Genomic DNA, 20,770 nt, shown 5'->3' on the forward strand with positions numbered 1-20,770 from the left:
GTAGCAGGCCCTTAAGGCCATTTCTGAGGACTTCTCTTTATGGATCGTATTCGTTTGGTCGGCGGCAATGAGCTTCGGGGCGAAATCCCGATCTCGGGCGCGAAGAACGCTGCACTGCCACTGATGATTGCGTCGTTGCTGAGCGATGAACCTTTGGTTCTCCACAACGTCCCGCGCCTTGCGGACGTTAAGCAGCTTGAACGCATCCTAGAAAATCACGGCGTTGATATCGCCGTTCACGGTCGTCGTCGCGGCGAAGAAGAAGGCGTGGGTCAGCGTATGACCTTCCACGCCGCTGATATCGTCGACACAACCGCTCCCTATGATCTTGTTTCCAAGATGCGCGCCAGCTTCTGGGTTATTGGCCCGCTGCTGGCCCGTTGCCACGAAGCGCGCGTGTCCCTGCCGGGCGGTTGTGCTATCGGTACCCGTCCTGTCGATCTGTTCCTGACAGGTCTGCGCGCGCTGGGTGCCTCGATCGAGATTGACGAGGGTTACGTGGTTGCCCGCGCACCAGCCGGTGGCTTGGTCGGCGCCACTGTGAATTTCCCCAAGGTTTCGGTCGGTGCGACGCACACGATCCTGATGGCGGCGACCCTGGCAAAGGGCACAACCGTTATTGAGAACGCGGCGCAAGAACCGGAAATCACCAATGTCGCCGAATGCTTGGTTGCCATGGGCGCTAAGATTTCGGGCATTGGCACACGCACGCTGACCATTGAAGGCGTTGAGCGTCTGCATGGTGCAACCGTGGAAGTGATTCCGGACCGTATCGAAACCGGCACTTTTGCCATGGCGGCCGCAATGACCGGTGGCGATGTGCTGCTGCGTGGCGCACGCGCCGATCATTTGCAGTCGGCACTGACCATTCTGGGTCAGACCGGGGTTGAGCTGATTACTGAAAGCAATGGCATTCGTGTGCGCCGCAATGGCTCGCCGATCTTGCCAGTGCATGTCGAAACGGAGCCATTCCCAGGCTTCCCCACCGATTTGCAGGCGCAGTTCATGGCGCTCATGACCATGAGCAATGGCGTCAGCGAAATCCGCGAAACCATTTTCGAGAACCGCTACATGCATGTGGCAGAACTCGTGCGCTTTGGCGCTGATATCTCGGTCAATGGTCAGGTCGCAACAATCACCGGCAAGCCCCAGCTTAAGGGCGCGCAGGTGATGGCAACTGATTTGCGCGCTTCGGTGTCGCTGGTCATCGCTGGTCTGGCGGCGAAGGGTGAAACGGTTGTGAACCGAATTTACCACCTCGACCGTGGGTTTGAGCGTCTCGAAGACAAGCTCAGCCGTTGCGGCGCAGAGATCGAGCGTCTGGCTGGCTAAGGCGCGACGCGCTTCGCTCATTATTGAAAAGCCCCGGACCTTGGTTCGGGGCTTTTTGTTTGGGCCTATCTCTCCGCTACCGCATGACGGGGCTTTTCCCGGTGATCGAGGAGGGGATGGGTATAGCGTTGGGCATGCCTACAGCGACTGCTCGAAGCGGAAGAGTTTTTCGGGATCAGTCGCGGTTTTGATGGCTTCAAGGCGTGGCAGGTTTTCGCCGTAATAGCGGGTCCGCCAATCGGATAGGCTTGGGTCAGGAAAATTCTGGAACGCGCCCTTAGTGTCAGCGCTTGTGACCACGCTATAGAGGTCGTCCTGCCAAGCGCAGGCGGCATCGACAATCGCAGGCTTTGTGGCGTCATCTTCCGACCAGCTCAGATTTGCTGTGCTGAGCCAGTGGCTGGTTCGATGAACAAAGGCCGTCGCGTCGCTGCGAACAGTGTTCACTTGGCCGCCCGTCTGGAAAAAGACCAGATTGCCCGAGGAACCGGTGCCGGGCCAGTGTGCCATTTTCTCAATGGCGCTCGCCAGAAACGCCCGGTCGGGTGAGCTCTGGTGGAAGGTCGAGCGCTCGCGGTAATAGGCGGGTTCGCCCTCCTCGGCGAGGAAATCCTGGGCCGCCCAATAGGCGTGTTCCTCGATCGCCTCGAAATCGGGTGTGCCGATCTCAAGCACCGGCTGCATCAGCTCCAGGAAGGCCTCCTTAGGCCCTGCAAACTGCCCGAGGAGCGTCAAAGGCACTTGTCGGCCACGGTTAGCCATAGTTTGGTTCAACGCGCCCAGCGAGACGCGCGTGCCGATGGTTGTTGGGGCCGCATCGAGCGTCTCGAAGAGCTTGGTGGCGACGTCCAGAACATTGTCGCGCCAGACCATGCGGAAGACCGTCAAGCTTTCATCGGCGGGGTGGGTCTGTAGCTGCCACTTGGTCATCACGCCAAAATTGCCGCCTGCGCCGCCGCGCACAGCCCAGAACAAATCGGCGTTCTCGGTTTGAGAGAGTTGTAGAACTTTGCCGTCGGAGGTGACGATTTCAGCGCCCACAACATGATCGCATCCCATGCCGAAGCGGCGCATGTTGAAACCAATGCCGCCGCCGAGCAGGAAACCGGAAACACCGACAGTGGGGCAGCGGCCGTGGGTGATGGTGCGCCCCGCTTCATCCAACGCAGCGTAAATGGCAGAATTGATCGCGCCCGCACCAATGGTGGCGACCCCGCTTGGTGGGTCAAAAGCAATATCGCCCATATCGGCCATGTCGATAATGAGGCCGGCACTTGTGGAGTAGCCAGCGTAGGAATGGCCGCCCCCTCGGATTGCGAAGGGCACCGCATTGTCGCGACACCACAGAACGACCTCCGCCACCATTTGAGCCGTTCGGCAATAGGCGACGGCTTGGGGCCTGACCGCTTCGAAACGAAGATTATTGGGCAGGGCCGCATTGGCAAAGGCTGAGTCGGTTGGGGAAACCAGCTGATCGCCGAGAAGCTTTTTCAATACCGCCCATTGATCTGCAGAAACCGCGCTGGGCTCAACGAAAAACACTTCCGCTTTGGCGGGGAGCAGGCCGAAGGCGGTGAGCGACGCCAAGCTGGTGGTGAGAAAAAGACGACGGGTCAGCATGTTCGGTCCAAATTTAGCAAATCAAAAGCTGTGCGCTTTTTTGCTCCAAAAATGCGCATTTGCACAGCGCCCATGCATTTCAACTGGCGTGCATGCGATTGCTCTTGGCCCGCCAACCTTGTAGATCGGTCCTGTCACGACCAAATGGGCTTTACTGACAAAGAACAAGGCCGCCCCATGACCGACCTCAAGCTGCTCGCGCTCGATAGCGAAGACCTCGAAGTTGTTTCCGCACATGTGCAGGACGCCGTTATTCGCGTTTCTGACATGGGCTATGCCAAGGGCGATAAGCGTTTCGCCCTGCTGATGAACCGTTTTGATTGGACCGCCGATCAACCGCGGAGCAAAGGCCTGCGCAAGCGCACGGGGATGCATTTCGAGCACGTGACCAACACTGCATTTGCGGGCTTTGATCCGGCCTCGCCTGAAGGCGTGGTGTCCTTGCTGGCCGTTACCTTCGAAGAGCAAAATGCGCCTGCGGGCATCGTTGAGCTGCGCTTTGCCGGTGGTGGCACTGTGCGCCTGACGGTCGATTGCCTTGAAGCGCGCTTGGCCGATCTTGGTGCTGCCTGGGCAGCGACTGCGCGCCCGGCCCACTCCCTAGACTAACGAAAGTTCACTATGCCCGTTCGCCTCGACAGCGCCGCGTCCGATTTTGAAGCCCAATTTGTGGCGCTCCTGTCGGGCAAGCGTGAAGCCAGCCAAGACGTCAACGATATCGTCGCCTCCATCATCGCTGATGTGCGCGACCGTGGTGACGCTGCGGTTGTTGAGCTGACCAATAAGTTTGATCGCGCCAATGTGACAGCGCAAACGCTGCGCTTTACCGCTGAGGAAATTGCTACCGCGTCAGCGCAGGTTCCGGAAAATGTGCGTGCGGCCCTGCAGACCGCGCATGACCGCATCAAGTCGCACCACGAAAAGCAAAAGCCGGTCGATCATCTCTATACCGATGATCTTGGGGTGACATTGGGCAGTCGTTGGACTGCGGTGGACGCTGTTGGCATTTATGTTCCGGGTGGTCTGGCCTCTTATCCATCCTCGGTTTTGATGAATGCCGTTCCGGCCAAGGTTGCGGGCGTCGAGCGCATCGCCATGGTCGTGCCAACGCCAAACGGCGAAGTGAACCCAGCGGTGCTCTGTGCTGCGCAAATTGCGGGCGTGACAGAGATCTACCGAGTTGGTGGGGCGCAGGCTGTTGCCGCGCTCGCCTACGGCACCGACACCATCGCGCGTGTCGACAAGGTGGTCGGCCCGGGCAATGCCTTTGTGGCGGCAGCCAAGCGCCAGGTTTTTGGCCAAGTCGGCATCGACATGATCGCCGGACCGTCCGAAGTGCTCGTCATCGCAGACAGTTCAGCGAACCCAGCTTGGGTCGCTGCCGATTTGATCGCGCAGGCTGAACATGGTGGTGGTGCACAGTCCATTCTGGTCACGACCGATGCGGCGCTCGCTGATGCGGTCGAAGCTGAAGTTTTGCGCCAAATCGCTATTCTGCCGAAGTCCGCGATTGCGGGCGAAGGCTGGGAAGAGTTTGGCGTGGTCATCACCGTGCCAAATCTGGACACTGCCATTGAGCTGGGCAATCGCATTGCTTCCGAGCACGTAGAGTTGGCGGTCAATGAGCCTGAGGCGCTGGTGGCCAAGATCCGCCACGCCGGCGCGATCTTCATGGGCCATCACACGCCAGAGGCCATTGGTGACTATGTTGGTGGCTCGAATCACGTTTTGCCAACAGCTCGTACGGCGCGCTTTGCCTCGGGGCTCGGCGTGCTGGACTTTGTGAAACGCACCTCGATTTTGGGCTGCACGCCCTCATCGCTGGCTGCATTGGCTGATGCTGCAGTGACCATTGCCGAGGTTGAAGGCCTCGCCGGGCATGGTCGCTCGATTTCTATACGGTTGAACCGTTGAGCATAAGCATGGGCACAGAGCCGGTGACCATAGACACCAATCGTCTGGTCACCGTCACGCTCGACCCTAACACCATCACCTCGATCAATCCTGACGAGGTGCATGAGTGGCGCATTGCCATTTATGATCTGCTTGAGGACAACACCTTCCGCCCGGCGCGCGTCGCGGCGGAAGGACCTTATGCGCTGCACGTCTCGATTATCGGCAATTCGATCGTTTTAGACGTCCGCGACCCAGAGAATTTTAAGCCCATTGCTGCCCATTATCTCTCGCTGACGCCGTTTCGCAGACTTATCCGCGACTATTTTCGCATCCGCGAAGCCTATTATGAGGCCATTCGTTCGGCGCAACCGTTCCAGATCGAGACTGTCGATATGGCGCGGCGCGGTCTGCACAATGAGGCAGCAGAGCTTTTAAGGACGCGGCTCGACAATAAGATCATCATCGATCTCAACACCGCGCGCCGCCTGTTTACGCTGATTTGCGCCGTGCAACCCTATGCCTCCCGCATTGACGAAGCGACCAGCGAACTGCCCACAGTGCTGTTTGTCTGCTCGATGAATTCAGTGCGCTCGCCGATCGCTGCAGCGCTTGCGCGCCAAGCCTTCCCAGGGCGAATAATTGCCCGTTCTGTGGGGGTTAACGGTGGTAAAGCCGACCAATTCGTCCATGAAGTCATGGAGGAAGTTGGTATTGATATGAGCGTTCATACACCCCATATTTTGGACGAACTGGTTGCCAACAAGTTCGACCTTGTTATCACACTGTCTGATGACGCCCCCGATGCTGTGGCCCGCAAGGGCCTTGAAGCAAAAGCGGTGGAGCACTGGCAGGTGGAAGACCCCTCCCTTGTAGAGGGAAGTCGCGCGCTCGTTTTGGATGCCTATCGAGGTTTGCGCGATCAATTGCGACGTCGTGTTCGCGAACGCTTGGAACCTTTGGTTTCCGGTGGTTCACAAAACAATTGAATTGAAGTAGGTTCCGCCCAAATTTGTGGCCCTGACGCGCCAATGTGTGGCAGCGGGGGCCTTCTCAGGAGAAAGTATGGCCAAGGAAGAAGTGCTCGAGTTTCCGGGCGTGGTCACCGAATTGTTACCCAACGCGACGTTCCGCGTGAAGCTAGAGAATGAGCATGAAATCATCGCTCATACTGCTGGCCGTATGCGTAAGAACCGTATTCGCGTTCTCGCAGGCGACAAGGTTCTTTGCGAAATGACGCCTTACGACCTGACCAAGGGTCGTATCACCTATCGCTTTAAGTAAGGCAAACCGTGGCCAGTCGTCCGGAACTCATTCTGGCGTCCGCATCGCCTCGTCGTTTGGCATTGCTCAACCAGGTCGGCATCGAGCCGGAACATCTGGTGCCAGCCCATGTCGATGAAACCCCTGAGAAGGGGGAGTTGCCGCGAAAGCTCGCACAACGTCTGGCAGACCTGAAAGCGATCACCGCACAGCACAAGGCTCGTATCGCCGGATATGGCGACACCGGCCTGGTGCTGGGCGCGGATACAGTGGTTGCTGTGGGGCGGCGCATTCTGCCAAAGGCAGAAACAATGGAAGAAGCTGCAGAATGCCTGCGGCTGCTTTCGGGGCGCGCCCACCGTGTTTACACCGGCATCACGCTGCTCACCCCATCAGGGGCGAAACGTCAGCGTCTGGTTGAGACACGCATTCGCTTCAAGCGTCTCTCGAATAAAGAGATGGAAGCCTATCTTGCTAGCGCCGAATGGCGGGGCAAGGCAGGGGGCTATGCTATTCAGGGGATTGCCGGGTCTTTCGTCGTCAAACTCGTCGGCTCCTATTCGGCCGTCGTGGGCCTGCCCTTGCACGAAACCACGCAGCTTCTGGCTGGCGATGGCTATCCCGTGCATTTTAACTGGCTCAACCAATCCAGCGTTTCTGGCGTCTAATGGCCGAGAAAGCTGAAGCTCTATGCCCTATCTGCGGTCGGGCCCCGGCCGCAGAAAAATTTAAGCCCTTTTGCTCGCGTCGCTGCGCGGACGTGGATCTCAACCGCTGGCTTTCTGGCGCCTATGTCATTCCGGCAAAGGATGACGAACCTTTCCCCGATTTCGACGCCGAAACTTAAGGCCGGACACACAACGGACCCTAAGCTGCAGCCCTATTGTGCCTAGCTCAATAACGTGACATTCACTGTCATGTTATTTGGGCTGGAGGCTGAAGTGAGATTGTCATACCGGGTGTTGTGTTTGTCTGTAGCGGGACTGCTGTCTGGCTTTGCCCTCTCGACGCCGGCTTTGGCGCAAGTGGCTCAGGTGGTCAGTGCAACCGATGCCGAACGTGTCGTTCAGCACGCGAAAGGCGAGACCACTATTCCCGTCGCCCCAGAGCGCATTGTCACCTTGCACAATGTCTTTGCTGAAGCGTTGATCTCCATGGGCCTGGCTCCGATTGGTTCGGTTGATCGCCCCTCCGGCATGCCATCGCAACTGGTCGACGGGCTAGCGGCCACTGAGACCGTGGGAAACCATTCCGAGCCCGACTTTGAGCGCGTGCTCAACCTCAATCCCGATCTGATTTTAGCGCAAGCCAAGCAGCAGGAGAGCAATTACGAGCGGCTCACCGGCATAGCACCGACTATTCTGCTGGATGAACCGGAAGCAGATTGGCGTGAATGGTATGTCGGGCTTGGGGATGCGCTTGGCCAGGCTGACGCGGTTAAATCGGCCATCGATGCGTACGAAGCCAAGGCCGCTGCAGCCAAGACGGAGCTGCAGGCCGCGCTGGGCGACCAGACCATTTTGCTACTGCGCGTGCGCGAAAAAGACATCCGCGTTTATGGCGGTGCGCGTCGGTCTGGCCCAGTTCTCTATCAAGACTTGGGTTTGACGGCGCATGAGAGTGTTCCAATGGCGGATGACCACGCCGAGGTCTCGCTCGAAAACCTCACCCAGCTCACGGCCGACTATATTTTCCTGATGGTCGAAGACGAGAACAAAATGTCCTCGATTGAAGAGATGGACCTTTGGAAGCGCTTGCCAGCCGTTGCGGCAGGGCATGTTTATGAAGTGAATATTGAACCCTGGAACCAGTCGGTCGGCCCGATCAGTTTCGGTGTGATCATCGACGACGTGCGCGCTGCGCTTCTCTAAACTTTTTATCCCTTGCGAAGTGATGCGTCCGCCTTTTCGGCGGGCGCTTTTTTTACGGCCATTACCCCGGTCTTGAGGCCCTTGCGTGGCTCTGATGGTGAAATGTGAACGGCAAATGCACGCTCATGCGCAACGAAGTCGCTAGAGGCCCGTTTCTCCCTAGTCGTTAACATGAGGGCTAAAAATGGGCATTCTCTGGACTATCATCATTGGCTTTATCGCCGGCGTGATCGCTAAGTTCATCGTTCCGGGCCGCAATGAGCCTTCGGGCTTCATCCTTACCACCATTCTCGGGATTATCGGCGCTTTCGTGGCGTCCTATCTCGGTCAAGCTGTCGGTTGGTACTCGGCCGGTGAAGGTGCAGGGCTGATCGGCGCGATCGTTGGTGCGATCATCATCCTTTTCGTCTGGGGTGCCATCGCGGGTCGTCGGGCCTAATCAAACACTAAGAGGAGTTTCATCATGTCAAACCGTGGTATGCCGTCTATTCTGGCGCTTCTAGGCATGGCAGCCGTCGCAGGCTTTCAGCATCGAGACAAACTTGGCCAAATCCTAGGGCAAGTTGGAGACCAGGTGGGCAATCGCACCGCGGGATCAGGGCAAGGTGTAAACTCCTCTGCCGCTGGTCAGGGCGGACTGATGGGTGGATTAAATGATCTGCTCGATACCTTCCGCAATTCAGGTCAGCGCGAACAGGCCGATTCTTGGATCACACCCGGCGTGCCCACACAGGGACTGTCGCGCGATCAGGTTGAACAGGCCATTGGCCGGGACAACCTTATGAATCTGTCGCGCGATACCGGGCTCGACTATGATGAGTTGCTCAATCGCCTTGCGCAAAACATTCCGGAAGCTGTCGATCGGGCAACCCCAGATGGCCGCTTCCCACAGAACGAGGACGAACTGCGTCAGCGGTTCTCGGGGCTCTAAGAAGCCTTGATCAGAGACAGTAAAAGGGCCGCCCTTGGGGCGGCCCTTTTCATATTGAAACATCGGTCGCCGGGCGACCGTCGATCATTGGATTAATCAGGAATGGCTGGGCAGGGTCTTGCCGTAGAGGCGGACCATGTTGGTGCCGCCTGGGCTTTGCCAATAAACGCGGCAGATGAGGTCTCTTTTGGCGCCGCTACGGAATAGGTGCATTCCCAAGGCTTCGCCAGCCGCCGCCTCCGGCGTCTGTGCGTCCAACTTGTGTTCGGTTTCCTTCTGCGCTGCGCGCAAATCGACAATACGAAACTGGGGCATGGTTTTCCTTCCATGACCCCAATGAATTTGGTTAACCGTAGGTTCCCTCACACTGTCGTGCTAACGCCTTGGCCGATCAATCCTTATCGCCGGTTATCGGAACACGGACGATAGCGCGCGTGCCAGGGTTATTGTCCTCAAAGCTTAGGGTTCCATCGAGGCGTTGGATCAACACCTGAACCATTTTCTGGCCAAATCCGGTACCTGAAACGGTGCCGTCGATACCCTTGCCTTTGTCTGAAACCGTAAGCTGAATAGTTTGGAGATGTTGCGACAGCGAAATACGGGCGGGGCCGGGCGCGCCGTTATAGGCGTATTTAGCCAAGTTCGTGATCAACTCGTTCAGCATCAGGCCAAGGGTGACAGCCTTGTCTGTGGGAATGAGCACAGGGGCGAGGTCAAGTTGAAGCGACTTGCGCCACTGGCCGTCCAGTGTGTCGAAAAGCTCGTGAACCAGCTCCTCAAGATAGCGCGAGAGATCGATGGTCTCGACGCTTTCGTCTTGATAGAGGCGTCGGTGCGCCAGCGACACCGCCATCAGACGGCGCTCCGCTTGCTGCAATTCGCGGCGCGCCTCATCGCTCGTCCCGCGCGACTGCATGCGCAAGAATGCCGCGACGATGGACAGGCTGTTTTGCACGCGATGGTTGACCTCTTTGAGGAGGAAATCCTTCTGCCGCATCAGGTTTTCGTTTTCCTGAACCGTCGCCGTAAGCTCACGATTTAACTGGCGGATGCGGCTGTTGTTGCGTGCATCGAGCAGCATACGCGCGACGCGTGACGCGGATTCAATTTCAGCAAGCGACCATTGGCGTGAGCGGCCACTGACGGTCTCGGACCATTCGTCGAATGAGGCGCGCGGCGTCAAAGGCGTGCTGGGGTCGCCAGTGCTGGATTTGTGCGGATTGCCCGCCCATTGCACCGTTTGCAGATGTTCGGCCCGGAACCACATGAGGATGGTCGGCACTTCAGTGGGCATGGTGACGCCGAGGAGACCGCTGGCAATGTTTTTATAAGCCTCGGCGGACGGCACGAGCACCGAGAGGTGATGGGTTGCGATTGGCTTGACCAGAGCGGGCGCACGAACAAATTCCGCCAGCTCGCGGATGCTCGCTTCGCTCGGCGAGGCTCCGACTTTATAAACCTCTGTGCCTTGCACAGCGGCAAAGCCATCGGCATCCAAGAGCGTGGCCAGATAGCTGCCGGATTTGGCGAAGAATTGCCCGAGGTGACATTCATCGCCGAGGCGAGAGAGAATTGCATCTTCCTGCGTGCGCAAGCGAATGCGTTGCTGGTAAAATTCGCCTTCTTCTCGCACCTTCAACAGCCGCGACAGGCTCGTTGCCAGCGCTTGGCTGGCCATGCGATTGGTCAGCGCGATGTTTCTAGGCGAATGGTGGTGGCAGGCGATGAGCCCCCACAACTGCCCGTCCTTGATAATGGACATGGAGGCTGATGCGCCCACCTCCATGTTTTTCAAGTATTGGATGTGAACAGGCGACACACTGCGCAGAGCGGAGTCCGAGAGGTCGATCGACTTGAGCTTGGAGCTGGCGCTGATAATCGGCTGGGGCTGGGAGTGCACATCGGCAATGACCCGTACCTTGTTCCGGACGTAGAGAGCCCGGGCCTGCTTGGGAATATCACTTGCCGGGAAATGATGGTTCATAAAGCTGGAGAAGCCGGGGGAGCGATACTCGCCCAAGACCTTTCCGGCATCACCTTCGACAAAGCGATAGACCATAACGCGGTCAAAGCCGGTGAGCCTGTGAAAGGCGAGGGCGGCTTCATTGGCGAGGTCTTCCAGCGTTCCCGCCCGTTCAAGCCGAGCCTCATGCGCGTGGAATTGTGCGAGGAAAGACGCATCAATGGGCCTTGCTTCCTCGCTATAGAGAAGCTCGACAACCAAATGTTCGTCACTGCGATAGCTGAGAACGTCGTAGGTGCGACCAGAGAAAACCACTGGGGCGCTGATATGGACGCCCTGCGCTGGGGTTTGATCTCTCAAGGTCTCCCAATTTAGATCCAGGATATCGGCAAGCTTTTGGCCCAGAACATGCTCATCGAGCGCGCCAGCGAAACCAACGAGCGTGCCGGAGGTCGGCTCAACGATAAACAGTGCGCCATTGCCTTGGATCGAGCCGGGAATGTGAATGGGCTCGAGATCACAGGCATTCAGATCGGACCTGTCAATGGATGTCATTGGCTGGGTCCCTATAGATATCAAACGCGTGCTCGAACACACGCTTGGCAGAGGCGATGGCCTGATGATGGAGGTGTTCAGGAAGGCTATCGAGAAGGGCGACGAAGTGAGGCCAACGCCTAGGCTCGCTTACTTGCTGCGCCAAGTGACGGGCGCCAAATTGGGCATCAAAACCTAGGGCGATGGCACGACGCAGCAATAGCTGCGCCCCGAGGGACGAGCCTTCCAGCACGTAAAGCGCTCCAACTTGTTCGGCGGTGTTTAAACGAATGGAATAAGAGCGAGGACAAGGGCGGCGCGTAACGCCTAAATCGTCAAGATCATCGCAAAGATACGGGCCCAGCTTTTGCGGGCTCCAGATGTCGAGTGAGTCTAGGGCAAACTCTAAAGAGAGCCTAAACCGGTAGGTGGCCGTTGCAAAGTGCCTATATTGCTCAATATTTGAAAATATTCCTGTGATGCTGTCGAGTTGACTATGAATGTCTTTGGTTTCTGCGCGCAGAACACTGCGCAATGAAAGTTCTCTCGTCAGTCTCAAAGCCCTCTCTCGACTTCAATTATTCGAGAAAGATTTATCATAAGGCACTGTAAAGACTATTCACTTTTCGGAAAGAACGTCTGCGATTGAGGATTTGATATTCTTGAACTGACGTGGTGTTGCAGATTTGTTGGCGCTGATGTGGCGCAATCGGCGGAAATAAAAGTCATAATTAATTGCTGTTATTAGAAATAATTGCATAAGTCTTGCAAGGGTGTGAGGCGTTATTTGATGGTTGATGCGCGCGCATAAAAAAAGCCCGGACGCTGGGGAGGGAAACCAGCATCCGGGCTTTGGTGTCGGCGGGGAGCGCATCGCGCGCATGGAGGGAGGAGAAACGCACGAGGCTAAGCTCAACCCGATCCGAACTGCGAGAGCAGCAACTGTCGTCGTCGCTCTCTTGATTGGAGAGATAGGTGCGCTTAGCAAAATTCCAAGCGCATACCAGCCATGTGCTCGGTGCTTATAGGAGGTTCGTGAGTAAAGCGCTCGCCGTGGCCACGATACCAAAGGCTGCTAAGCTCGCCGATGCAAACATAATATAGATGCGGTCAACGCGCGCGCGGTGGCGCGCATTGCGACGTGCTTCAGACAGCGCGGTGGCCGAAATTGGAGCGGGACTGTGTGACACCTTTTCCTCCTGGGATGGAGCAGCTGGCGGGCTGGCGATTGTCTCTGTTCTCGCCCGGATAAGGGAGCTTAGCTGCACCGGGTTATCTTCCGAACCAGAACTGATGAACGCGGTTAATTCGACTTAAATGCCGAGCGCTGTAATCTTGTATGGCAGATGTTGATTGGCCCGCGCGAACGTGGCACAAACGCCCTCATGACACACCCAGCCCATCTGCACCCCGATCGTCTCTTTCCGGCCTCAGAGCCCGCGCAATCGATTGCCCGGGACCTCTATCCGGCTGTGAAAGACCTCCCCATTGTCTCCCCGCACGGCCACACCGACCCGAGCTGGTTCGCCCAGAACGAGCGCTTTGCTTCGCCGACCGCTCTGTTTCTGACGCCGGACCATTATGTGCTGCGCATGCTCAAGAGCCGCGGCATCAGCTATGACGCGCTAGGTATTCCGCGCAAGGATGGCAAGCCGGTCGAGACCGACCAACGCAAGGCGTGGAAGCTGTTTGCGGAAAACTATTATTTGTTCGCAGGCACACCGTCCAAGACCTGGGTCGATCACTCGCTGCATGCTGTTTTCGGGATCACCGAGGAATTGTCCGGGGCGACAGCCGACGCGATCTTTGATCAGATCGAGGGCCAGCTGGGCTCACCAGAGCTGCGCCCGCGCGCCATTCTCGAACGCTTTTCGGTCGAGGTCATCGCGACCACCGAATTCGCACTCGATCCGCTTGTGCATCATCAGTCGATGTTGGCGCAGGGTCTCATTGGGCAGGTGCGCACCACCTATCGCCCAGACGATGTGACCGATCCAAGCCGCGCAGCGATTGCCGAAAACCTGCAAAAATTTGGTGAGATCACCGGCGAGAATATTACGAGCTGGGATGGCCTGATCAATGCGCATCGGGCGCGGCGTGAATACTTCCGCCGCTATGGTGCTGTGGCGACCGACCATGGCGTGCCAACCGCCAATACCGCCGATTTGCCCTTGGTCGAAAAGCAGGCGCTGCTCGACAAAATTCTGGCCAAGCGCCACGACGCGCAGGACGCAGAACTGTTCCGCGCCCAGATGATGACGGAAATGGCTCTGCTCTCGGTCGAAGACGGCATGGTGATGCAGATTCACGCGGGTTCGCGTCGCAATACCGATCCGCTGCTCTTTGACGAGCGCGGCACCGACCTTGGTGCCGACATCCCGGGGCCAACCGATTATGTTGGTGGATTGAAGGCCCTGTTGTCGCGCTGTGGCAACGAAAAGAATCTCCGTCTGTTGATGTTCGTTCTGGATGAAACCACCTATGCGCGGGAACTCGCGCCTATGGCAGGCTATTGGCCATCGCTGATGATTGGACCACCTTGGTGGTTCCACGACAGTCCGCAGGGCATTCGCCGTTATCTCGATCAGGTGGTGGAAAGCGCTGGCTTTTATAATTTGGCAGGCTTCAACGATGATACGCGCGCCTTGTTGTCGATCCCGGCGCGCCATGACGTTTGGCGGCGTGAGGTTTGCGGTTTCCTAGGCCGTTGGGTCGGCGAAAATCGCATCACCAAATCGACCGCCGAAGATCTGGCCAAGCACCTGAGCTATCAGGCTGCCAAGGACGCCTATAAAATTCGCTAAACAGGAAAATGATTTGGCGGGGCATGGCTCCGCCAAATCTCTAGGGCGTGCCGTACTTCAGCCCGCTTTTCGCGCCATTCCCGTCGTATCCTGCATCGGCATCTGCTCTAATGGCGTAATGATGAATCAGACACCTCTCGAAACGGCGCTCAATCGAGCCATGATCCGTTGGTCTTTGACGAAATCGGCGCTGGTCGCCGAGACCCAAAACGGCTGGGTTTTTAAGGTCGAGCAGAATGGTCGCGATATGGCGGCCCTCAAAATCATCAAGCCCCACGTCCGCGACCAAGAAGGGCGCGGCACCAGCCTCTTGGAATACTATTCCGGTGAAGGCGCGGTGACGGTTTTTGACGTCCACGAAGACGCCATCTTTATGGAATGGCTCGACGGGGGCACGCTTGGGATCCTTTCCCGTTCAGGGCGCGACGCGGAAGCCACCGAGGCTTTTGCTTCGACCGTCCAGAAGCTGCACATGCCACGCGCGGATTTCCCGAAGGGGCTCGCGCCGCTCCGGCAGAATTTCGACGCCTTGTTTGAAACCGATGTGCGGCAATGGCCCCATACGGCGCGCGATCTTTATGCGCGCTGCGCTGGCACGGCACTCGCGCTCTTTGATAAGCCGACCCGCGAAGTGCCGCTGCACGGCGATTTGCACCACGACAATATTATGCGCTCTGATCGGGGCTGGTTGGCGATTGACCCCAAGGGGCTATACGGCGACCCGCATTATGAAGTCGCCAATGCCTTCCGCAATCCGCACAATGCCATCAAAGTTGCAGCGAACGCCAAGCGCATCAGTGATATGGCGGATGTGTTTTCGGCAAAGTTGCAGCTCAACCGTAAGCGCATCCTAGGCTTTGCGGCTGTCCATTCGGGCCTTGCCGCCTGCTGGAATTTGCAGGCTGGAAACGCTATTCACGGGGACCTTGCTGTCTTGCCTCTGTTGCTCAGCGCTTACGATCAGGCCTAATTCATGACCCTTATTTCGCGCCGTTCCTTGCTTATTCTTGGCGCTGCGGGCCTCGTCTCTGCCTGTTCAACCACGATCCCGCCCCTTCCGGCCAAGGCGTCGAGCCAGCCTGAGGGGCTTTCGCGCGAGGAAATCGTTGCTACCATCAACGCCGTCCGTCGGGCGAATGGGGCAGGGGAGTGGACGTATAGCTCGGCCCTTGAGGCGGCAGCGCGTTCGCAAGCGCGGCTCATGGCACGCAAGGATACGTTGAGCCATGATCTGGGCGTAACCTTGCGAGAGCGTGTGACGGAAGCAGGTTACCAGCTGGCTGTCGGCGAAAATCTCGCCAAGGGATATAAAACCCTTCCCGACACAATTCAGGGGTGGCTCAATTCGAGCGGTCACCGCAAGACGCTGCTGTCGACGCGCTTTGTCGAGTTCGGTCTGGCGACGGCGCGGACCAATTCTGGAAAAATCTATTGGGCCTTGATCGCAGGGGGCCCATTTGAAGCCTGGCGGCAGTAAAGCCTAGCCGCGCGAAAACACCAGAACGGTTTCCTGATTGCCGTCACCGCCCGTAATCGGTGACAGAATCTTGGTTTGAAGCGCGAAGTTTTGCGCTTCGACAAAGGCGATGACCTCGCCCATGGCGCGGTCGGACGCCTCAAGATCGCTGACGATCCCGCCCTTACCGATAAAGTCCCGCCCGACCTCAAACTGGGGTTTGAAGAGAATGATCGCGTCCGCTTTTGGAGCGCAAAGGGACAACGGGGCTTCGAGCACTTTAGTGACCGAGACAAAACTGACGTCGGAAACGACAAGATCAATCGGCTCGACGATGCGGTCCCGATCGAGGTCGCGGGCATTGGTGCCCTCATAGCTGACAACGCGCGCATCGGCGCGGAGCAGGGGATGAAGTTGGTCGTGACCAACGTCGACCGCATAGACTTTGGCCGCGCCGCGCTTGACCAGAACCTGGGTGAACCCGCCGGTTGAGGAGCCGACGTCGAGACAGATTTTGCCCTCCGGCGAAATTTTGCCTTCGTCGAGCCCGGCAATCAGTTTGAGCGAAGCGCGCGAAACATAGTCCGCTGCCGGGTCATCGATGTCCAAAACATCATCGGCCCCCACCATCTGGTTGGGCTTTTTCGCCGGAGCGCCGTTCACTGAAACCGTGCCGCGCAAAATCGCATCGCGCGCACGAGCGCGGCTTGGCATCAAGCCACGCTCTTCAAGCGCAAGATCAAGCCGGATCCGGCTCACACCTTCACCGCACGCTGGATTTTGTTCTTCGCTGTCTCGGCATCTTCCCCGTAAGAAATGCTCGAGACAAACTTACCCTTATCGTCGATGATATAGGTCAGGGAGGTGTGGTTGACGGTGTAATACTCGCCTTCACCGACGATTTCCGAGAAGGCACCAAAGGCCTTCTTGATGCTCTCGGTGTCCTCAGCTGTGCCGGTCAGACCAATAACGCTTGGGTCAAAGCCTTCGACATAGTCCTTGACGATCTCAGCGGTGTCGCGCGCCGGATCAACCGAAACAAAGATGATACGCAGATCGTCTTGGGTAAGGCCCAGCTGCGCGCGCCATGCGGTTGTCTCGGCCAGAGTGACCGGGCAAACATCGGGGCAATGGGTATAGCCAAAGAACACGAGGCTCGGCGTACCCATCAGATCAAGATCGGTAAACTCGCCACCACGCGAGGATGTGAGCGAAAACGTATGACCTTCTTCCCCGATGGTCTGCTGGGGTGGGCGGAAGGCGTAAAGAGCCGTGGCTCCAATTGCCGCGACGGCAACCAGCACCCAAAGTGCGATGCGCACAATGCGCAAGGAGTTGTTTGAGGACATGTGTTTCGCCTTTCAGATAGCCAAAAGGTCACGCAGTGCTCGGCACTCGCATGACCTTGTGACCGTATAATAAGGAGGGCTGGTCAGCCCAAAATCAATTTGCGTCGAGCGGTTCGGTGCCTACGGCCTTGCCTTCACGCGACAGCGTGATCTTTTCGATCCGCGCTTCTGCTGTTTTCAGCAGGGTCTCGCAATGCGCTTTGAGCGCTTCGCCGCGTTCATAAATGGCAATGGATTCAGCCAAAGGCGCGCGTCCGCTTTCCAGCTTCTGCACGATCTGTTCGAGCTGCTCGAGTGCAGCTTCAAAGCTCAGCGATTTCACATCGTCATGTGCAGTGTCGGCCATGATAAATCCTGATCCTGTTTACCCGTTGAGTAGGGTCGCAACATGGGTGCTGACCCCACCGGAAAGTCCCTTGAGGTCATACCCACCTTCGAGGAGTGACACAATCCGATTGCCGCATCGACGTTCGGCAATGTCCATCAACTTGCCCGTTACCCAGCGAAAATCATCCTCTACCCATTCCAACTGGGCGAGCGGATCGAGAATATGCGCGTCAAACCCGGCAGAGAGAATGATCAGATCAGGCGCGAAATTGTCGAGCGCGGGCAGAATGATCTCATTATAGGCGGCGCGCATCTCCGCCCCAGCCGTTTTGGGTTTGAGCGCAGCGTTAAAGATATTGCCGACGCCATGTTCATCGGGCCGACCCGTGCCGGGAAAGAGCGGCATCTGATGGCTCGACGCATAAAAGACGCTCGGGTCGTCTTTAAATATGTCCTGGGTGCCATTGCCATGATGAACGTCAAAATCGACAATGGCGATACGTTCCGCGCCATACTTGCGCTGGGCTTCCCGTGCCGCAATGGCCGCAGTGTTGACGAGGCAAAAACCGCTGGTGTCCGCGATTTCAGCGTGATGACCGGGCGGTCGAATGGCGCAGAACGCATTGTCAACTTCGCCGAGCAAAACGCCACGCAGACCAGCCAGTGCGCCGCCAAGGCCCGTGGCCACAACGTCCAGACTGTTGCCGGAAATCACAGTGTCGCTGGTTAGAGAGCGAATGCCTTCGGCAGGGCGCGCGTCGCGGAGCGCTGGCAGATAATTGGCATCATGCACGAGTTCGGCCAGAAAGAGGTCGCCATAAGGCGCGTCTTGACGGACAAGAGCGTCAAACTCAGGTGCAGACAGGGCTTCAGCCACGGCGACCAGCCGAGCGGCGCATTCAGGATGCCCTTTGGGCGTCAGATGCTCTTCGTAATTTGTCTGGCTGACCAAAAGGGTCGTCACATTAGCTCCATGCCGATACTGGCCTGATCACGCATAATCTACGCCCAGCCTATTCCGCCGTATACATCAGGGTGATGGTTTGTCTTGACGGCAGGCGTGCCTATTGTCAAACACCCAAGCATGAACGCTCCAGATATCGAAACCATCCGGCAGGCGGGCGAAAGCCTGCGCGCAGGGCAGCTTGTCGCCTTTCCAACCGAGACCGTTTACGGGCTCGGTGCTGACGCGACCAATGCCGACGCGGTGCTTTCGATCTATGAAACCAAGGGCCGTCCGCGCTTCAATCCGCTGATTGTTCATTGCGCCGATCTGGCCATGGCCGAACGCTACGGCGTCTTTGGCCCATTGGCGCGCAAGCTGGCGCAGGCCTTTTGGCCGGGCCCACTCACTATCGTTGTGCCTTTGGTTGAAGGTCACGGCCTCGCGGATGTCACCACGGCAGGGCTCGATACTGTCGGCATTCGTGTGCCCGATCATTCGATCGCCAACGCCTTAATCCGCGCCGCTGACCGTCCACTCGCCGCGCCTTCGGCTAATCCATCCGGAAAATTGTCGCCGACGACGGCTCTGCAGGTCAGTGAAGGCTTTGCCGGCCGTGTTGCGGTTCTCGACGGCGGACCATGCACATCGGGCGTCGAGTCCACTATCGTGACCGTCGATGGCGACGCCATCGTCCAGCTCCGCGCCGGTGCGCTGGCGCGCGAAGAGATCGAAACCCTCACCGGAAAAACTGTTGTTTTGGCGGAAAAGGGCGCGAAAATCTCCGCGCCCGGCATGCTCCTGAGCCATTATGCCCCCAATGCCGCGATCCGCCTCAACGCAATCCCTAAAGAAGGTGAGGCTTATCTCGCGTTCGGCACCGCTGTCGCGCACCATGGTCCGACGCTCAATCTCTCGCCAAGCGGCGATTTGCGAGAAGCGGCGCGCAATCTCTTTGCCTATCTCCATCAGCTCGACAAAGCTGGCGCAAGTCTGATCGCTGTGGCGCCCATTCCGAGCACTGGCCTGGGCGAAGCGATCAATGATCGCCTGTCCCGCGCAGCGGCCCCGCGCGGCTAGCCTGCCTGAAAATCAGAGTGATCTTAGCGCTTTAGTGCGTCATATTGGGTTTCACTATTCGGAGCCCGACAATGTGCAGCACATGTTCAAGCGTTTCGCTTTCTCGCCGTCATCTGCTTATCGGCAGTCTTGCTTTAGCGGCAGCCACAGCTCTCTCGCAGAATGCCATTGCCCTTGATACGCATGGGGCACCCGCCATCGCCGTCTCACCAAAAGAAGCTTGGGACAGGTTGATGCTCGGCAATCAGCGGTTCCTCGACAATACCCGCCGCAATGTCGATTTTGCTGCCGCGCGTCCAACATTAGCGCTCGGCCAACACCCCTTCGCTGCAATCCTGACCTGCGCAGATTCGCGTGTTGTGCCTGAACTCGCCTTCGACCAAGCGCCAGGCGATCTCTTTGTCCCCCGCGTGGCAGGCAATTTTGCCGGGGACGACGAAATCGCCAGCCTCGAATACGCTGTGGCGTCACTCAATACGCGTCTCATCGTTGTTCTTGGACACTCAAGGTGTGGGGCGGTCGATGCGGCCCTCGCTGTCGCCCGCGACAATGCCGATCTGCCGGGCTCCCTTCCCAAGCTCATCGACAACATTGTGCCTGCTGCCAATAAAGCGCTCCTCTCCGGCGCGGATGACGTTCTTGCCGAAGCGGTCAACGAAAACATCCGCATGACTGTCTCCAACCTTATTACCCGAAGTGTGGTCATCGGCGCTGCGCATCGGGAGGGGAAACTAGCGGTCCTCGGCGCTCACTATGACCTAGCCTCGGGAGAGGTGACCCCAGTTTCTTGATTGCTTGTGACAACCCACAGGGCCTGGGGATATTTCACAGAATGAGAGCGGATAGCGCTAAGGCGCAGAAACTCTAGCAACTCAGTCGAGTTCTGCACATTGACCCTTGTTGCGAAACGTAAAACTGTCGTGATTTTGTCATGAGGGGGTTGCCAGCAAAACGGCCTGCCCCTATAACCCGGTCATCGCTGCAGAGCACAGCGCCTTCCGGCACTGAGTTCTAGCGGCACAGAAATCTGAAAGATCAGGCAGTTTGGCCGGTAACGGCGCGAAAAGCTTTGTCTCTAAGAACTCCGGAAGCTTTGCTTCCAAAATGACGTGTCCACCTTACGGTGATGGGTCAGCTCTTTGACATTGTGAAGATTGAAGAAAGAGAAACGTGGACGGCGAGGTTCTTGCGAACGGAAGCTGGGGTTTACTCCAGTGGAAGTTATACAAGACTTCGATGGGTGCACGTTTCTAGAGGTACACTCTTTTAGCGCTTTTTAGCGCAATTTGATGTGTGTCCTCGTCAAAACGCAAACGTGCATCTAGCGACAATAGTCATGATTAAACTTGAGAGTTTGATCCTGGCTCAGAACGAACGCTGGCGGCAGGCTTAACACATGCAAGT

At 57.6% G+C, this 20,770-nt stretch carries 23 protein-coding genes, 1 rRNA gene and 1 pseudogene; 17 read left to right on the forward strand and 8 right to left on the reverse strand.

Annotated features, from left to right (window positions below; genetic code table 11):
- Window positions 1-39 precede the first annotated feature (39 nt).
- Window positions 40-1,332, forward strand: a complete 1,293-nt coding sequence (murA, locus tag JHC09_RS15485; protein WP_169196644.1) for a UDP-N-acetylglucosamine 1-carboxyvinyltransferase — start codon at window positions 40-42, stop codon at window positions 1,330-1,332.
- A 138-nt stretch (window positions 1,333-1,470) separates the two neighbouring features.
- On the opposite strand, the gene JHC09_RS15490 is transcribed toward murA, so the two are convergent.
- Window positions 1,471-2,952, reverse strand: coding sequence for an FAD-binding oxidoreductase (locus JHC09_RS15490; protein ID WP_199532704.1), 1,482 nt, complete (start codon window positions 2,950-2,952; stop codon window positions 1,471-1,473).
- Window positions 2,953-3,129: 177 nt separating this feature from the next.
- Between JHC09_RS15490 and JHC09_RS15495 the strand changes: the two genes are divergently transcribed.
- The 10 genes and pseudogenes from JHC09_RS15495 (at window position 3,130) to JHC09_RS15535 (ending at window position 8,910) form a co-directional block, all read left to right on the forward strand.
- Window positions 3,130-3,561 carry a DUF2948 family protein gene (locus JHC09_RS15495; protein ID WP_169196646.1) on the forward strand — a complete coding sequence of 144 codons (432 nt, stop codon included), beginning with the start codon at window positions 3,130-3,132 and terminating at the stop codon, window positions 3,559-3,561.
- A 12-nt stretch (window positions 3,562-3,573) separates the two neighbouring features.
- Window positions 3,574-4,866: a histidinol dehydrogenase gene (gene hisD, locus JHC09_RS15500; RefSeq protein ID WP_199532705.1), complete on the forward strand. Its 1,293-nt coding sequence runs from the start codon at window positions 3,574-3,576 to the stop codon at window positions 4,864-4,866.
- Between the two features lie 8 nt (window positions 4,867-4,874).
- A pseudogene (locus JHC09_RS16995) lies at window positions 4,875-5,348 on the forward strand (UPF0262 family protein); the annotation flags it as partial.
- Between the two features lie 57 nt (window positions 5,349-5,405).
- Complete coding sequence (locus JHC09_RS17000; RefSeq protein WP_349236564.1) at window positions 5,406-5,834, forward strand: hypothetical protein; 429 nt, start codon at window positions 5,406-5,408, stop codon at window positions 5,832-5,834.
- Between the two features lie 76 nt (window positions 5,835-5,910).
- On the forward strand, window positions 5,911-6,129 hold the full coding sequence (gene infA, locus JHC09_RS15510) for a translation initiation factor IF-1 (protein WP_035082742.1): 219 nt from the start codon (window positions 5,911-5,913) through the stop codon (window positions 6,127-6,129).
- 8 nt (window positions 6,130-6,137) lie between these two features.
- Window positions 6,138-6,776, forward strand: coding sequence for a Maf-like protein (locus JHC09_RS15515; protein WP_169196648.1), 639 nt, complete (start codon window positions 6,138-6,140; stop codon window positions 6,774-6,776).
- Window positions 6,776-6,955 (forward strand): DNA gyrase inhibitor YacG, encoded by a 180-nt coding sequence (yacG, locus tag JHC09_RS15520; RefSeq protein WP_199532707.1) that lies wholly within the window; start codon window positions 6,776-6,778, stop codon window positions 6,953-6,955. Before JHC09_RS15515 ends, yacG begins: the two co-directional genes overlap by 1 nt.
- Window positions 6,956-7,049: 94 nt before the next feature.
- Window positions 7,050-7,979, forward strand: a complete 930-nt coding sequence (locus JHC09_RS15525) for an ABC transporter substrate-binding protein (protein ID WP_199532708.1) — start codon at window positions 7,050-7,052, stop codon at window positions 7,977-7,979.
- A 184-nt stretch (window positions 7,980-8,163) separates the two neighbouring features.
- Entirely contained in the window at window positions 8,164-8,418 is a 255-nt protein-coding gene (locus JHC09_RS15530) for a GlsB/YeaQ/YmgE family stress response membrane protein (protein WP_199532709.1), read from the forward strand.
- Between the two features lie 24 nt (window positions 8,419-8,442).
- A complete protein-coding gene (locus tag JHC09_RS15535) occupies window positions 8,443-8,910 on the forward strand; it encodes a YidB family protein (protein ID WP_248306093.1) in 468 nt (155 codons plus the stop codon).
- A 96-nt stretch (window positions 8,911-9,006) separates the two neighbouring features.
- On the opposite strand, the gene JHC09_RS15540 is transcribed toward JHC09_RS15535, so the two are convergent.
- The 3 genes from JHC09_RS15540 to JHC09_RS15550 form a co-directional block, all read right to left on the reverse strand.
- A complete protein-coding gene (locus tag JHC09_RS15540) occupies window positions 9,007-9,225 on the reverse strand; it encodes a hypothetical protein (RefSeq protein WP_169196652.1) in 219 nt (72 codons plus the stop codon).
- Between the two features lie 76 nt (window positions 9,226-9,301).
- On the reverse strand, window positions 9,302-11,428 hold the full coding sequence (locus JHC09_RS15545; protein WP_199532715.1) for a histidine kinase dimerization/phosphoacceptor domain -containing protein: 2,127 nt from the start codon (window positions 11,426-11,428) through the stop codon (window positions 9,302-9,304).
- Entirely contained in the window at window positions 11,415-11,942 is a 528-nt protein-coding gene (locus JHC09_RS15550; RefSeq protein WP_199532717.1) for a biliverdin-producing heme oxygenase, read from the reverse strand. Before JHC09_RS15550 ends, JHC09_RS15545 begins: the two co-directional genes overlap by 14 nt.
- 850 nt (window positions 11,943-12,792) lie before the next feature.
- Here JHC09_RS15550 and uxaC point away from each other — a divergent pair.
- From uxaC to JHC09_RS15565, 3 genes are all read left to right on the forward strand, one after another.
- Window positions 12,793-14,211: a glucuronate isomerase gene (uxaC, locus tag JHC09_RS15555; protein WP_199532720.1), complete on the forward strand. Its 1,419-nt coding sequence runs from the start codon at window positions 12,793-12,795 to the stop codon at window positions 14,209-14,211.
- 121 nt (window positions 14,212-14,332) lie between these two features.
- Entirely contained in the window at window positions 14,333-15,181 is an 849-nt protein-coding gene (locus JHC09_RS15560) for an aminoglycoside phosphotransferase family protein (RefSeq protein ID WP_199532727.1), read from the forward strand.
- A gap of 3 nt (window positions 15,182-15,184) precedes the next feature.
- Complete coding sequence (locus tag JHC09_RS15565) at window positions 15,185-15,688, forward strand: CAP domain-containing protein (RefSeq protein WP_199532729.1); 504 nt, start codon at window positions 15,185-15,187, stop codon at window positions 15,686-15,688.
- A 3-nt stretch (window positions 15,689-15,691) separates the two neighbouring features.
- On the opposite strand, the gene JHC09_RS15570 is transcribed toward JHC09_RS15565, so the two are convergent.
- The 4 genes from JHC09_RS15570 to JHC09_RS15585 form a co-directional block, all read right to left on the reverse strand.
- Window positions 15,692-16,426: a TlyA family RNA methyltransferase gene (locus JHC09_RS15570; RefSeq protein WP_349236563.1), complete on the reverse strand. Its 735-nt coding sequence runs from the start codon at window positions 16,424-16,426 to the stop codon at window positions 15,692-15,694.
- Window positions 16,423-17,016 (reverse strand): SCO family protein, encoded by a 594-nt coding sequence (locus JHC09_RS15575; RefSeq protein ID WP_199532731.1) that lies wholly within the window; start codon window positions 17,014-17,016, stop codon window positions 16,423-16,425. The genes JHC09_RS15570 and JHC09_RS15575 overlap by 4 nt, the downstream gene beginning before the upstream one ends.
- Window positions 17,017-17,110: 94 nt before the next feature.
- The gene (locus tag JHC09_RS15580; RefSeq protein WP_169196661.1) at window positions 17,111-17,362 is read right to left on the reverse strand and encodes an exodeoxyribonuclease VII small subunit; all 252 of its coding nucleotides are present in this window, start codon (window positions 17,360-17,362) and stop codon (window positions 17,111-17,113) included.
- Window positions 17,363-17,380: 18 nt separating this feature from the next.
- A complete protein-coding gene (locus JHC09_RS15585) occupies window positions 17,381-18,307 on the reverse strand; it encodes a histone deacetylase family protein (protein WP_199532733.1) in 927 nt (308 codons plus the stop codon).
- A gap of 120 nt (window positions 18,308-18,427) precedes the next feature.
- On the opposite strand from JHC09_RS15585, the gene JHC09_RS15590 reads away from it, so the two are divergent.
- The 3 genes from JHC09_RS15590 to JHC09_RS15600 form a co-directional block, all read left to right on the forward strand.
- Window positions 18,428-19,366, forward strand: a complete 939-nt coding sequence (locus tag JHC09_RS15590) for an L-threonylcarbamoyladenylate synthase (protein WP_199532739.1) — start codon at window positions 18,428-18,430, stop codon at window positions 19,364-19,366.
- 71 nt (window positions 19,367-19,437) lie between these two features.
- On the forward strand, window positions 19,438-20,157 hold the full coding sequence (locus JHC09_RS15595) for a carbonic anhydrase (RefSeq protein ID WP_199532741.1): 720 nt from the start codon (window positions 19,438-19,440) through the stop codon (window positions 20,155-20,157).
- Between the two features lie 551 nt (window positions 20,158-20,708).
- Window positions 20,709-20,770, forward strand: a 16S ribosomal RNA gene (locus JHC09_RS15600); the annotation flags it as partial.

This window comes from Devosia sp. MC532, from assembly GCF_016461625.1.
Taxonomy (GTDB): Bacteria; Pseudomonadota; Alphaproteobacteria; order Rhizobiales; family Devosiaceae; genus Devosia.

What these genes read in the sequence shown, in the direction of transcription:
- murA (WP_169196644.1), top strand. Translation starts at nt 40, where the DNA reads ATGGATCGTATTCGTTTGGTCGGCGGCAATGAGCTTCGGGGCGAAATC.
- JHC09_RS15490 (WP_199532704.1), bottom strand. Translation starts at nt 2,952, where the DNA reads ATGCTGACCCGTCGTCTTTTTCTCACCACCAGCTTGGCGTCGCTCACC.
- JHC09_RS15495 (WP_169196646.1), top strand. Translation starts at nt 3,130, where the DNA reads ATGACCGACCTCAAGCTGCTCGCGCTCGATAGCGAAGACCTCGAAGTT.
- hisD (WP_199532705.1), top strand. Translation starts at nt 3,574, where the DNA reads ATGCCCGTTCGCCTCGACAGCGCCGCGTCCGATTTTGAAGCCCAATTT.
- infA (WP_035082742.1), top strand. Translation starts at nt 5,911, where the DNA reads ATGGCCAAGGAAGAAGTGCTCGAGTTTCCGGGCGTGGTCACCGAATTG.
- yacG (WP_199532707.1), top strand. Translation starts at nt 6,776, where the DNA reads ATGGCCGAGAAAGCTGAAGCTCTATGCCCTATCTGCGGTCGGGCCCCG.
- JHC09_RS15530 (WP_199532709.1), top strand. Translation starts at nt 8,164, where the DNA reads ATGGGCATTCTCTGGACTATCATCATTGGCTTTATCGCCGGCGTGATC.
- JHC09_RS15535 (WP_248306093.1), top strand. Translation starts at nt 8,443, where the DNA reads ATGTCAAACCGTGGTATGCCGTCTATTCTGGCGCTTCTAGGCATGGCA.
- JHC09_RS15540 (WP_169196652.1), bottom strand. Translation starts at nt 9,225, where the DNA reads ATGCCCCAGTTTCGTATTGTCGATTTGCGCGCAGCGCAGAAGGAAACC.
- JHC09_RS15545 (WP_199532715.1), bottom strand. Translation starts at nt 11,428, where the DNA reads ATGACATCCATTGACAGGTCCGATCTGAATGCCTGTGATCTCGAGCCC.
- uxaC (WP_199532720.1), top strand. Translation starts at nt 12,793, where the DNA reads ATGACACACCCAGCCCATCTGCACCCCGATCGTCTCTTTCCGGCCTCA.
- JHC09_RS15560 (WP_199532727.1), top strand. Translation starts at nt 14,333, where the DNA reads ATGAATCAGACACCTCTCGAAACGGCGCTCAATCGAGCCATGATCCGT.
- JHC09_RS15565 (WP_199532729.1), top strand. Translation starts at nt 15,185, where the DNA reads ATGACCCTTATTTCGCGCCGTTCCTTGCTTATTCTTGGCGCTGCGGGC.
- JHC09_RS15575 (WP_199532731.1), bottom strand. Translation starts at nt 17,016, where the DNA reads ATGTCCTCAAACAACTCCTTGCGCATTGTGCGCATCGCACTTTGGGTG.
- JHC09_RS15580 (WP_169196661.1), bottom strand. Translation starts at nt 17,362, where the DNA reads ATGGCCGACACTGCACATGACGATGTGAAATCGCTGAGCTTTGAAGCT.
- JHC09_RS15590 (WP_199532739.1), top strand. Translation starts at nt 18,428, where the DNA reads ATGAACGCTCCAGATATCGAAACCATCCGGCAGGCGGGCGAAAGCCTG.
- JHC09_RS15595 (WP_199532741.1), top strand. Translation starts at nt 19,438, where the DNA reads ATGTGCAGCACATGTTCAAGCGTTTCGCTTTCTCGCCGTCATCTGCTT.